Origin of the sequence: Bosea sp. 124, assembly GCF_003046175.1 — a bacterium.
Classification (GTDB): Bacteria; Pseudomonadota; Alphaproteobacteria; order Rhizobiales; family Beijerinckiaceae; genus Allobosea.
Genome location: NZ_PZZM01000001.1, coordinates 1,376,276 through 1,388,807 on the forward strand (window position 1 = coordinate 1,376,276; position 12,532 = coordinate 1,388,807).

11 protein-coding genes and 1 pseudogene are annotated in these 12,532 nt (G+C 61.8%); 8 read left to right on the forward strand and 4 right to left on the reverse strand.

The features are described from left to right. The first annotated feature begins 31 nt into the window (after positions 1-31). The 4 genes from C8D03_RS06520 to C8D03_RS06535 all read left to right on the forward strand — a co-directional run bounded on the left by C8D03_RS06520 (position 32) and on the right by C8D03_RS06535 (position 4,421). The gene (locus tag C8D03_RS06520) at positions 32-535 is read left to right on the forward strand and encodes a TRAP transporter small permease (RefSeq protein WP_181300728.1); all 504 of its coding nucleotides are present in this window, start codon (positions 32-34) and stop codon (positions 533-535) included. Further along, positions 532-1,830 (forward strand): TRAP transporter large permease, encoded by a 1,299-nt coding sequence (locus C8D03_RS06525; protein WP_108045539.1) that lies wholly within the window; start codon positions 532-534, stop codon positions 1,828-1,830. The genes C8D03_RS06520 and C8D03_RS06525 overlap by 4 nt, the downstream gene beginning before the upstream one ends. 6 nt (positions 1,831-1,836) lie before the next feature. Continuing rightward, positions 1,837-2,721 carry an SMP-30/gluconolactonase/LRE family protein gene (locus tag C8D03_RS06530; protein ID WP_108045540.1) on the forward strand — a complete coding sequence of 295 codons (885 nt, stop codon included), beginning with the start codon at positions 1,837-1,839 and terminating at the stop codon, positions 2,719-2,721. 348 nt (positions 2,722-3,069) lie between these two features. Beyond that, positions 3,070-4,421, forward strand: a protein-coding gene (locus tag C8D03_RS06535) for an IS3 family transposase (RefSeq protein WP_108045541.1) whose coding sequence is annotated in 2 segments (ribosomal slippage) — positions 3,070-3,406 and positions 3,406-4,421 — 1,353 coding nt in all. Because the reading frame shifts where the segments join, the coding sequence is not laid out codon by codon here. Positions 4,422-4,472: 51 nt separating this feature from the next. On the opposite strand, the gene C8D03_RS06540 is transcribed toward C8D03_RS06535, so the two are convergent. After that, entirely contained in the window at positions 4,473-4,697 is a 225-nt protein-coding gene (locus C8D03_RS06540; protein ID WP_108045542.1) for a hypothetical protein, read from the reverse strand. Next, a pseudogene (locus tag C8D03_RS06545) lies at positions 4,694-5,735 on the reverse strand (IS3 family transposase); the annotation flags it as partial. The pseudogene C8D03_RS06545 and the gene C8D03_RS06540, both read right to left, overlap by 4 nt. 109 nt (positions 5,736-5,844) lie before the next feature. Between C8D03_RS06545 and istA the strand changes: the two are divergent. Next, complete coding sequence (gene istA / locus C8D03_RS06550; protein ID WP_108045076.1) at positions 5,845-7,344, forward strand: IS21 family transposase; 1,500 nt, start codon at positions 5,845-5,847, stop codon at positions 7,342-7,344. Positions 7,345-7,364: 20 nt separating this feature from the next. Further along, positions 7,365-8,207, forward strand: a complete 843-nt coding sequence (istB, locus tag C8D03_RS06555; protein WP_108045077.1) for an IS21-like element helper ATPase IstB — start codon at positions 7,365-7,367, stop codon at positions 8,205-8,207. 50 nt (positions 8,208-8,257) lie between these two features. On the opposite strand, the gene C8D03_RS06560 is transcribed toward istB, so the two are convergent. Continuing rightward, complete coding sequence (locus C8D03_RS06560; RefSeq protein ID WP_108045543.1) at positions 8,258-9,415, reverse strand: ABC transporter substrate-binding protein; 1,158 nt, start codon at positions 9,413-9,415, stop codon at positions 8,258-8,260. A 420-nt stretch (positions 9,416-9,835) separates the two neighbouring features. Here C8D03_RS06560 and C8D03_RS06565 point away from each other — a divergent pair, with 420 nt between their 5' ends. Next, positions 9,836-10,702, forward strand: coding sequence for a helix-turn-helix transcriptional regulator (locus C8D03_RS06565; RefSeq protein ID WP_248308374.1), 867 nt, complete (start codon positions 9,836-9,838; stop codon positions 10,700-10,702). Positions 10,703-11,077: 375 nt separating this feature from the next. On the opposite strand, the gene C8D03_RS06570 is transcribed toward C8D03_RS06565, so the two are convergent. Further along, positions 11,078-11,359 (reverse strand): terminase small subunit, encoded by a 282-nt coding sequence (locus C8D03_RS06570; RefSeq protein ID WP_108045544.1) that lies wholly within the window; start codon positions 11,357-11,359, stop codon positions 11,078-11,080. 653 nt (positions 11,360-12,012) lie between these two features. On the opposite strand from C8D03_RS06570, the gene C8D03_RS26060 reads away from it, so the two are divergent. Then, the gene (locus tag C8D03_RS26060; protein WP_146170105.1) at positions 12,013-12,504 is read left to right on the forward strand and encodes a site-specific integrase; all 492 of its coding nucleotides are present in this window, start codon (positions 12,013-12,015) and stop codon (positions 12,502-12,504) included. The last annotated feature ends 28 nt before the right edge of the window (positions 12,505-12,532 follow it).

Genomic DNA, 12,532 nt, shown 5'->3' on the forward strand with positions numbered 1-12,532 from the left:
GGGAGCGCTGCCTCGGCGGCGAGCAACGGTCATGCTGACCCGGTTTTTCGACCAGCTTGACCGCTGGCTCATCGCCGTGGCCGCGATCATTCTGATCGGGCTCGGCACCCTGATGAATCTCGAAGTCGGGGCGCGCACGCTGCTGTCGCGCTCGACCCAGGTATCCGACGAATTCTCCGGATACGGGCTTTGCGCGATCACCATGCTCTGCCTGGTTCCCGCGATGCGGCGCGAGCGCTTCCTGCGCGTCGACGGCATCGTCGAACGGTTGAGTCTGCCGCTCCAGCGCGCCGCCGAAACCTTTGGTGCGCTGATCGGGCTCGCGGTCAGCGCGGTGCTGTGCTGGGCGACCGGGAAACTGGCCTGGACGAGCTTTCAGTTCGACTCGCGCTCGATCGAGATGTCGCAAACGCCGCTCGCCTGGCCCCAGGCCTTGATGCCGCTCGGCTTCGCGCTGCTGGCGCTGGCCTTCGCCGAAACCGCCTGGCGCAAGTTGCGCGGCACAGCGGCCAGCCGCGCCGAGGAGCGGTCATGAACTGGACTGATCTGCTGCTGATCTACCTGGCTCTGCTCGGGGGCTGCCTCGTCGGCGGCGCCAGCATCGGCGCGGCAATGGGCTTCGTCGGCATCGTCGGCGTCTCGCTGGCGTCAGGCACCATGCTCTGGCCGAGCTTCGGCGACATCATCTGGAACACTGCGACGAATTTCACGCTGGTCTCGATCCCGCTCTTCATTCTGATGGGCGAACTCATCCTTCAGGGCGGCATCGCGACGCGCTTCTACACCGGCATCGCGCCGCTGTTTCGGCGCATTCCAGGCGGGCTTGCCCAGACCAACATCTTCGGCTGCGCGATTTTCTCGGCGATCGCCGGCTCGTCGGTGGCGACGGCGCTGACAGTCGGCACGGTGGCCGTCGGCGAAATGCGCGCGCGCGGCTACGATGATCGGCTCACGCTCGGCACTCTGACGGCCGGCGGCTGCCTCGGCATCCTGATCCCGCCCAGCATTCCGCTGATCGTCTACGGCTCGATCACACAGGCCTCGATCGTCGACCTGTTCATGGCCGGCGTCGTACCCGGCATCCTGCTGGCACTGATCTTCTCGGTCTATGTCGCGATCCGCGTGACCCTGTCGCCGCAACTGATGCCGAGCCGGGAAGTCGTGGCGGCCGAGGTGGCGGGCCAGCCGATCCGCGATGTGCTGCCGGTGGTGCTGCTGATCTCGGCCGTCATCGGGGGCATGTATTTCGGCATCGTCACTCCGACCGAGGCCTCGGCTTTCGGCTGCCTAATCGCGCTCGTCATGTCGCTGCTCTATCGCGAACTCAGCGCGGCCCGCTTCCGCAAGGCCGTGGTCAACGCGCTCCTGACCAGTGCCGTCGTGATGTTCATCACGCTCAACGCGCAACTGCTCAATTTCGCCATCGTATCGTCCGGCGTGGGGCGCGGTCTCGCCGGCTGGCTGGCTGCGCTGGACGTCCCGGCCTTCGCATTCTTCTGCATTCTGCTGCTGATCTATCTCGTGGTCGGCATGTTCATCGACGGCCTCTCCATCGTGCTGCTGACGGTGCCGCTGCTCTACCCGGCGCTGCCCGCGCTCGGATACGATATCGTCTGGTTCGGCATCATTCTGGTTGTGTTCATCGAACTCGGCGCCCTGACGCCACCGATGGGGCTGAATCTGTTTGCGGTGCAGTCGATCGTGCCGGACCGCAAGCTCTCGGATGTGGCCTGGGCGTCGTTGCCCTATTGCTTCCTGATCATCGGTTTCGCCTTCCTGCTCTATTTCTTTCCCGGCATAGCCTTGTGGCTGCCGCAGACGCTGAAGTGAGATGATATGTTCGCCCCGCCAGCCATTGTGACGACACGGCTCATCGCCAGACTGCCCGACCAGTTCCGCAAGCCTGCGGCAACCTCGGAATGGCACCAGAGCCAGCCGGGCAATCTCTGGGGCCATTCGCTGCTCGAAGGTCCCGTTCTGGACGGCACAGGCGGGTTGTACTGCGTCGATATTCCATGGGGCCGCGTCTTCCACGTCGCGGCCGGTGGCGAGTTCAGCCTTGTCGCGGAATACGATGGCGAGCCCAACGGCATGAAGCTTCTGCCGACCGGCGAATTGCTCATCGCGGACTACAAGAACGGGCTGGTGCGTCTCGACCCAAAGACGGGCGAGATCATTCCCCACCTCAGTCGGGTCAGGTTGGAACGGCTGAAGGCGCTCAACGATCTGACCATCTCCCGCAAGGGCGAGGTCTTCTTTACCGACCAGGGTTTGACCGGCCTGCACGATCCGACCGGGCGCGTCTTCCGCCAGCGGGCGGATGGCCATGTCGACTGCCTGATCGACAACGGGCCAAGCCCAAACGGCCTGGTGCTCTCGCCGGATGAGAGCGTGCTCTATGTCGCGATGACGCGCGCGAACGCCGTCTGGCGTGTGCCCCTGATGGCCGACGGTACCGTCGCGAAAGTCGGGGTCTACGTCCAGCTCTCCGGTGGAGGCGGCCCCGATGGCCTCGCGATCGACAGCAAGGGCCGGCTCGCCATCGCGCATATCGGGCTGGGTGTCGTCTGGCTCATGAGCGCGCGCGGCGAACCGCTCTATCGCATCGAGTCCTGCGTCGGGACCCATACGACCAACATGGTCTTCTCGGCGGACGAGAAGCAGCTCTTCATCACCGAATCCGAGACAGGCTCGATCCTCGTGGCGGATATTCCTGACTGAGCGATGCTCGGGCCGCATTGCTATAGGCGCGGGTGTCGGGTGGGATCCCGGTCGGAGCGCTGCGTGGCAAGGACCTGCTTCCCTCATTTGTCTCCGGCGACTGGAACGCGAGCTGCGGGTTGAACCGAACTTGCGCCAGAATGCTCATCTCGATGGAATTCCATCTCTGATCCTGCCGGAATCGGCCAGCGCCTGGAGCTTCTGGAACGAGGTGCACTTTGCGGAATCCGTACTCATCGAGGCCGACGGCGGGGACGCCCTCGTGTCCGCCGTCAGCGCTCGCGAGACCATTTAGGGGTTTTCGGGAAGGGAGGATTTCTGGATCATCGCAGCCATTCAGGAGCGCAGATGAGACAGAAATCCGGGCCGGAGAAAGCACCGGCAGAGCAGGTCGTGAAGGATATCCGGCGAGCGACGCGCCGGCAGTTCTCGGCCGAAGAGAAGATCCGCATCGTGCTGGAAGGCGTACGCGGCGAGGAGAGCATCGCCGAGCTGTGCCGGCGCGAGGGGATCGCCTCGTCGATGTATTACGGCTGGTCGAAGGAGTTCCTCGACGCCGGCAAGCGCCGTCTCGCCGGTGACACGGCCCGCTCGGCGACGTCGGACGAGGTGAAGGAACTGCGTCGCGAGGCGCAGGCACTGAAGGAGGCCGTGGCCGATCTGACCCTGGAAAACCGCCTGCTCAAAAAAAGCATGCTGGCGGATGGGGAAGACGACACATGAGATACCCCGCATCCGAGAAGGCCGAGACCATTCGCCTGGTCGAGGCCTCGCATCTGCCGGCGCGACGCACGCTGGACAAGCTTGGCATTCCCCGCGCCACGTTCTATCGCTGGTACGATCGCTATCTCACCGGTGGGATCGAGGCGCTCGCCGATCATCGCTCTCGGCCCGACCGTGTCTGGAACCGGATTCCTGACCCAATCCGGGCCGAGATCGTCGAACTGGCGCTACGCGAGACGGAACTCAGCCCGCGCGAGCTGGCAGTGCGCTTCACCGACGAGAAGAGGTACTTCGTCTCGGAGGCGTCGGTGTATCGGCTGCTGAAGGCGCGTGATCTGCTCACCAGCCCGGCTTACATCGTCATCAAGGCGGCTTCCGAGTTCAAGGACAAGACGACGGCGCCGAACCAACTCTGGCAGACCGACTTCACCTATCTGAAGATCACCGGATGGGGCTGGTACTATCTCTCGACCGTACTGGACGACTTCTCCCGCTTCATCGTCGCCTGGAAGCTCTGCGCCACGATGCGGGCAGACGACGCCACCGCCACGCTTGATCTCGCGCTGGCCGCATCGGGGCTCGACCAGATCACGGTCGCCCACCGGCCGAGGCTGTTGAACGACAACGGCTCGTCCTACATCTCGGCCGACCTCGCCGCCTGGCTCGACGGCAAGGGCATGCAGCACATTCGCGGCGCGCCCTACCATCCCCAGACGCAGGGCAAGATCGAGCGCTGGCACCAGACCCTGAAGAACCGCATCCTGCTGGAAAACTACTATCTGCCCGGCGACCTCGAACGGCAGGTCGCCGCCTTCATCGAGCACTACAATCACGGCCGCTATCACGAAAGCATCGAGAATCTCACCCCGGCCGACGTCTACTTCGGCCGCGACCAGGCCATCCTCCTCGAACGCGAAAGGATCAAACGCCAGACCCTGCAGCAGCGCCGCTTGCAGCACCACGCCAAGGCCGCCTAACCTCAAACCAAGATGAGCCAGAACCTCCGTTCCTGAGAAACCCAAACGGTCTCAAACCATCTGACGACGAACAGTCTGCCAGAGGGCATCAATCGCATCCGAAACAGGCATTGAGTAATCGGGATCAAGATCCCTCGCCTCTTCGAGCTTCTCAGTCATTTTCAAGCGCAATAGGTTGGCGGGTGTGAAATGAAACAGGTCGAATCCCAAGAGAGCTGGCTCGGTTTGTCTGAACATTTTGCGGGCTGTTGCTAAGTGGATTTCGGCCTTGGTCATGCTGCCACCGGGATTGTCTGCAGCGCGTTGAAGTAGGCTTGGTCGGGCGTCTGCCGTCCCAGACTCTGGTGAGGCCTCCTGCCGTTGTAAAAGGCGAGATATCGTCCGATCGAGGCGCGCGCGTCGGACACGCTGGTGTAGGCGCGCAGGTAGACCTCCTCGTATTTGACGGATTTCCAGATGCGCTCGACGAAGACGTTGTCGCGCCAGGCACCCTTGCCATCCATGCTGATCTGAATGCCCGCGCCGATCAGCAGGCCGGTGAACTCACGGCTGGTGAACTGCGAGCCCTGGTCCGTATTGAAGATATCCGGCTTGCCGAAGCGGGCCATCGCCTCCTCGACGGCCTCGATGCAGAAGGCGACGTCCATCGTGATCGAGAGCCGCCAGGCCAGAACCTTGCGGCTGAACCAGTCTACGACGGCCGTCAGATAGACGAAGCCCCGCGCCATTGGGATGTAGGTGAGGTCCATCGTCCAGACCTGATTGGGACGCGTCACCGGCAGCTTGCGCAGCAGGTAGGGGAAGATCTTGTGCCCCGGCGCCGGCTTCGAGGTGTTCGGCCGGCGGTAAAGCGCCTCGATCCCCATGCGCTTCATCAGCGTCGCGACGTGAAGACGTCCAGCCTAATGACCATCGGCCCCGAGAAGCCCCTGCAGCATGCGGCTGCCGGCGAAGGGATATTCCAGATGCAGCGCGTCGATCGCACGCATCAACGCCAGGTCGGCGGCAGGAACCGCGCGGGGCAGATAATAGACGCTGCCCCGGCTGATCCCGAGCACCTTCGCCTGCCGGTTGAGCGGCAGATCGTGCAAGCGGTCGATCATCGCTTTGCGCTCAGAAGGCCGGCCTTCGCCCAAGCGCGCCGGACAAAAAATCATTCTCCAGCGCCAGCTCCCCGATCTTCGCATGCAGCGTCTTCACGTCGATCACGGGCGTGGTGGCTTCCGACTTCCCATCGGACCCGAAGACGCCGGCAGCCCCGTCAAGAAGTTGGCTGCGCCACTGCGTAATCTGGTTCGGGTGGACGTCGAACTTGTGCAGGGCGGTGACAAAACCATCCAATGAAGCGCCGTCGTTTGTGCTGGCGCGGGCGGCGTAAAAGCCATCCATTTGGATAGGCTGATCCCTTTTGGGGTTGGCGGGGATGTTCGCGGTGGAGGTCTACGCGGCGGTTCGGCAGTTCGTGTTCAATCAGGGGAAGAGCCGCCGGGAGGCGGCGCGTGTTTTTGGTCTGAGCCGCGAGACGATTGCGAAGATGTGCCGGTTCTCGCTGCCGCCGGGGTACACGCGAACGAAGCCTGCCGGGAAGCCGAAGTTGGGTCCGTTGCTGCCGGTGATCGACGCAATCCTGGAGGCTGACCGGAGCGCGCCGGTGAAGCAGCGCCATACGGCCAAGCGGATCTTCGAGCGCCTGCGCGACGAGCATGGTTTCGCTGGCGGCTACACGGTGGTGAAGGATTACGTGCGGATCGGCCGGGCGCGTGGGCGCGAGACCTTCGTGCCGCTGGCGCATCCGCCGGGACACGCCCAGGTGGATTTCGGCGAGGCGATCGCGGTGATTGGCGGGGTTCGGCAGAAGATCCATTTCTTCTGCATGGACCTGCCGCAGTCGGACGCCTGCTTCGTGAAGGCCTATCCCCGCGAGACGACGGAAGCGTTCCTGGACGGCCATGTCTCGGCCTTCGGCTTCTTCGAAGGGGTGCCGCTGTCGATCCTGTACGACAACACGCGCATCGCGGTGGCGAAGATCTGCGGCGACGGCAAGCGCGAGCGAACCCGCGCCTTCACCGAGCTGGTCAGCCATTATCTGTTCCGGGATCGCTTCGGCCGTCCAGGCAAGGGCAACGACAAGGGCAAGGTCGAGGGCCTGGTGAAGTACGCCCGCTCCAACTTCATGACGCCGATCCCGGTGGTGGCAAGCTTTGAGGCGCTGAACGCCAGGCTGGCTGAGCGTTGCCGTCTCCGGCAGGGGGAACGAGCCGGGCGGCATGCCGGGACGATCGGAGAACGGCTTGTCGCCGATCTGGCGGCGTTGCGCGACCTGCCGGCCGTGCCGCTGGAGCCGTGCGAGAAGCGCAGCGCGCGGGTCTCCTCGACCGCATTGGTGCGCTACCGCTCAAACGATTACTCCGTGCCCACAGCTTACGGCTTTCAGGATGTCGTGGTGAAGGGCTTCGTCGATGCGGTCGTGATCCTGTGCGGTGGCGCCGAGATTGCCCGTCACCCGCGCTGCTATGGCGAAGGCGTGTTCGTCTCCAACCCACTGCATTATCTCGCCCTGATCGAGACCAAGCCCAATGCGCTCGACCAGGCGGCGGCGCTCCAGGGCTGGGATCTGCCCGAGGCCTTCCAGCACCTGCGCCATCTGCTGGAGGCGCGCATGGGCAACCGTGGCAAGCGCGAGTTCATCCAGGTGCTGCGGCTGATGGAGGCGATGCCGCGAGATATGGTGACCTTCGCGGTGACCGAGGCGATCCGCCTCGGTGCCATCGGCTTCGACGCGGTCAAGCTGATCGCGCTGGCGCGGATCGAGCGCAGGCCCGCCCGTCTCGACCTGTCGGCCTATCCCCATCTGCCGAGGACGACGGTCAGGACAACCGCGGCCGCCGACTATGCCGTGCTCCTGCCGGAGGAAGCGGCATGACCAGTAACACCAGCGACGCGATGCCGGCGGGAACGACCAGCGGCACGCCGCAGGTCCTGCTGGCGCATCATCTCAAGCAGCTGAAGCTGCCGACGGTGCTGCGCGAGTACGACAAGGTCGCCCGCGAATGCGCGCGCGATGGCGTCGATCATCCGCGCTATCTGCTGCGCCTGATCGAGCTCGAACTGATCGACCGCGAGCGCCGCACGGTCGAGCGGCGCATCCGGGCGGCGCGCTTCCCGGCGGTGAAGAGCTTCGACACCTTCGACTTCGCCGCCATCCCCGACCTCAACAAGATGCTCGTCCTGGAGCTGGCACGCTGCGGTTATCTCCTGCGCCGGGAGAACATCATCGCGCTCGGCAATAGCGGCACCGGCAAGACCCATGTCGCGCTCGCACTTGGCCTGGCGGCTTGCCAGAAAGGCTTCTCCGTCACGTTCACGACGGCGGCTTCTCTGGTCAACCAGTTGCTGGAGGCCCGCGACGAGCGCCGCCTGCTCAAGCTTCAGCGCGATCTGCAGGCGGTCAAGCTGCTCATCGTCGACGAACTTGGCTACGTGCCGTTGTCGCCGACCGGAGCCGAGCTCTTGTTCGAGACCTTCTCGCAACGCTACGAGCGCGGCTCGACCATCGTCACCTCGAACCTGCCCTTCGAGGACTGGACCTCGGTCCTGGGATCGGAGCGTCTCACCGGCGCACTGCTCGACCGGCTCACCCACCACGTCAGCATCCTGGCCATGAACGGCGACAGCTACCGGCTCAAACAATCCGCCGGCCGACGCCGCGCTATCGCCGCGGCGGAGCAAAACCAGGCCACCGTCGAGCACATCGATCCAAACACCGGCGAGATCACCGAAAGCTGATCAGAAACGAACGCGACGATAAGCCAAGGGCCCCGATCGGGGCCCTTGGCTTATCGTCCTCCGGCGCCATCGCTGGCCTGGTTTTGCTCCGCCACGCTGGCCTGGAAACCGACCGCCGTTGACACTACAAGATCCAACGTCAACCCGCCGGCATAGCCGGCCTCGGCCAGCAGTCGTTTGGCGGCCGCCGGATCATAGGCGATCTGCGAAACGTCCTGGCTGCAGCCGAATTGCGTGCGAAAGCACGGCGCCTTCACCAGGCTCGACCCCTCGCCAATGATGTGCTTGACGATCGTTTCGCGGTCGATGGCATGTGCGATCGCCCGCCGCACCCTGATATCCTTGACCGGATTGTTGCCAGCCATGTCACGCATGTTGAACGACAGGAAGCTGATGCGCATCGTCTCGTCGGCGCGCACGGTCAGCCGGCGCAATGCCTTCAGCCGGACAGCCTGATCGGGCGGCACATACCAGATCCAGTCCAATCCACCGCTGAGCAGCTCCGCCATCTGGGTGGATGGATCCGGGATCGTGCGGTAGCGAATTTTCTGGATGGCGGGTTGCCCTTTCGGGCCGCCGCCAAAGTAGCCGTCGAAGCGCTCGACGTCGATCGATGCGCCCGGTGCAAAGGCGGTCAATCGGTAAGGTCCTGTGCCGACAAGGCGACCATTGCCCCCGGCGACCCCACCTGCACCATAGAAATCCTTTGGCAAGATCGCCAGCAGGCTGGCGAAGTATTCCAGCGCCGGCGGGAATGGCGCTTTGAGATGCACGATAAACGAATATGGACCGGTCTTCTCGGCGCTCTTGATCCAGTTAACGTTGCTCTGGACGTTTATCTTGTTGTCTGGATTGGAAATATAATTGAACGTATAGACCGCGTCGTCGGCGGTAAGTCCGATTCCGTCATGGAATTTCACATCGTCTCGCAGTACGAATTCGATCGTGACATTGTCCTTCCATTGCCACGACTTGGCAAGGAGCGGCACGTAGTCGGCGCTTTCGGGATCGCGATAGACGAGCGTGTCCCAGACAAGCTGACCGTTGAGGATGATCGCCTCCCGGTGCGCGTTGTAATAAGGGTCGACCGCGGTGATCGACTGAATACTGGCGCAGCGCAGCATGTTTTGGCTCTTCTGCGCCCATGCAGGGGCAGCCATCATGGTTGCGCCCATCGCCGCTAACCCCAGGAATTCCCTCTTCAACATTGCGGTCGTCCCTTCTCTGCCTTGAAGCGCTATCCGTGACGTTCAATTTGATCTTGTCGCGCCGGGAACCGACGCGCTTGCGCCAGTCTCCGATGCCAGAGCCGAGTCTTTCGCCGTTCCGACGCCATCGCCCTGTCGTGAATTCCGCAGCAATGCAGTGCCCAATCCTGGCCTGTCTCAAGCTCACCCTTGCCTCCCCGATGGCTCCAGCCCCTAGCCTCAAGGGGTCGACGCAGCCGGCGGGACGTGCAAGAGCAGTCGCTGTCAACACAGTCTCGATCACTCGCCGCTTGAGATTGATGCAGGGAGCGAGACGCTGACAATATCCCCAAGGGGCTATGGAATCGGTGCTTGGTGACGCCGGCGGGCACACCTACGCATGTGCGTTTTCGCAAGGCTTCAGGACGGAAGGCAGGTGGCATGACGCATGGTTCCCGGCCCGATGGCCTGCCTGACATGGAGCGCCTGGCGACATGGCATGAGGATGCAGCCGACATCATGGCTCACCTCGATTCCCCCGAACTTACCGGAGTCCTCGATAGCGCGCTGCAACGCCTGGTCCCTTTCGATCTCAGCGTCATCTTCGCCTATCCTGCCGAAGCCCGTCCTCTCTATCTGTTCAACGGTTTTCGCAGCCACAACCCTGGCGATGCGCTCGACAACTATCTGAACGGTGCATATCTACTTGATCCATTCTACACCGCCTGTGCCGACAGAATCCGGCCAGATCTCTATCGGATGCGGGATTTGGCACCCGACGAGTTCTTTACCAGCGACTACGTTGACAGCTGGGAAGTGCACCCATGCATCTCGATGCAATCGGGTTCGCTCGCCGAGGAAATTGGCTATCTTCTTGAATTGCCAGGCGGATTAATGGCGATTTACTCACTCATGAGGAGCAATGGCCGCTCGCCTTTCTCGGACGCCGAACTTGCGCGACTGCGGCTGGTCCAGCCTATCGTCCGTCAAGCTTTGCGTCATCATTGGCGCCAGTTGCAGACACCGGCAACCAGCCGGTCCGCCCCCGCTCCCGCTCCCCAGGAGCCAGACGGCGATGTCATGGAGCGGGCATTCCGGCGCTTTGGCAGCGACGTCTTGTCTCTGCGTGAACGCATGGTCGCCCAATTAATCTTGCGTGGCCATTCAGCCGGGTCGATCGCGTCAAAATTAGATATAACAGAAGGGACCGTCAAGAACCACCGCAAGAGTATTTATGCAAAACTCTCGATATCGAGTCAACAGGAATTATTTTCAATGTTTATATCTATAATAATAGGATATAAGTAGAATAATATTACGTACATATACGTATTTTATTAATATTTATCTAAATATCTTGTTTATTTATGAATATAAATATTGCATTAATTTTACATCGAACAGACTCGATCTACAGATAATCGCGAACATAATATCAAGCTCAAAGCTATCTCATTGCCGAGTCCGCGCAGAGACCGGCCGCAAAATGATGGCAGGGCGGCCGATCCTCTGCCCCCCTCGCAACCCGTCAAACCGGGCGATTGCGCCGCGTTGCTTGGACTTCCAAGCTCTCGCCTTAGCCGGGTTTCCCGCACGTTTGGGCCTCGGCGACCGCCAGCCAGAATGCACGAGCGCAGCACGTGGGCCTCTCCAACGAGTCAATCCAAAAATTAAATCGCGATTTCAATGCAGTACGTGTTCGCAGTTTTGTCCTGAATGGCGCGCCAATTTCTCAATAAAACAATAAGTTGAACGTGTCTGGCCGATACCCTGACGCGACAATGCGGTGTTGGTTCGCTTCATCTTGGCCGCGTCAATCGCTGCCAAGACTTGTGGCCTCTTCCGTAGTTGCGCACCCTGTTCATTCGCAGTGTGACCGCGGCATCCCGCGCGCAATTCCGCCTTGGCCGCGTTCAGATCAACGAGATATTCGCTGACAAAGCCATGCTGTTTCGGCGTGAGCATTGAATGATGTGGCCATTTTTACGCGAAACCGAATTTCGCGAAGTCACGGCCGCAATGGTTGCTGGCCCCACCACATCGGAAAATGGACGCACGCAGACATTCAGAGCTTTGCTCTACCTGCCATGGCCCGGCAGATGACGCAGAGACGCGGAAGCGCTTGCTAGGACCGCTTAATCAACCCCTGTGCTACCTCAGCGTTCGCGTGAGATAGTTCTAGTCAAATATCAATTTCGGTGCTGATATCAGCAAACAGACAGGAAATTAAATCCATGAAAAGACTGAGTTTGATTTTTTTGATATGGACACTCGCGGCAGATACCGGGCTCGCTTCTACAGTTTGCAACACTAGCGGCGTCGGGGCCGAGCGTTCGAAATTCAGTCTGCCAAACTGTGAAGGTTCTCTCGAAACTCAGGAAGCTATAGACTGCGTAAATCGCATGGCTACGGAGGTAACAAAACAACGCCAGCGAGCGGCGAGAGCATTGGTTCAGGCGGAATGCCTCTGCAAAGCGCTCAATGAGGCTGCAGGAGGCCTCGGCCGTTATGATCGGGTCAACGGAAGGTGTTCTGTCGAGAAATAGGCGCGAGCATGGGGCTGATGACGCCAGCAGGAGAATTGCGCCATCCGGTTCGTGCAGACGACCTGCTTGGACATGGACGACGACAAGCGCCTCCTTATCGCGCTGATCAGCGACACCGGGCTACGGCTGGCCGAAGCTCTGGAACTGGCGAAGACAGACATGACGCTGCTCGCGACCGTTCCACACATCGACTTGAAGCCGCGTCCATGGCGGTTGCTCAAGACTGCTTCGAGCACTCGGACCGTGCCGCTGGCCGGAGCGTCCTTGTTGGGAGCACAGCGCCTTGACCCATTCGTCGTCTTGCTCGTCATAGCCCCATCCTCTCAGCAGCTGGAGCTGCCGACAAAACCGGAGCGGTTCAAGGCCGAACCTCGCCGGTCGGATACGCCACGTCCAGACATTCCGCTCGGCTCCGAAAGCGGAGGCCGCGCTGCCGTGACGAACACAATTCGCCCGTCATCTACGAAACGGGCAGATGCGCAAACTATGGCGTGTTCATGCGGAGCATTTGCCCGTGCGCGTCTTGCGCGCTTTATTTCGGGCGCCCTAGGATCGGTCGGCTGACATCGCGGCGACGCTGGGGCACCCCGCG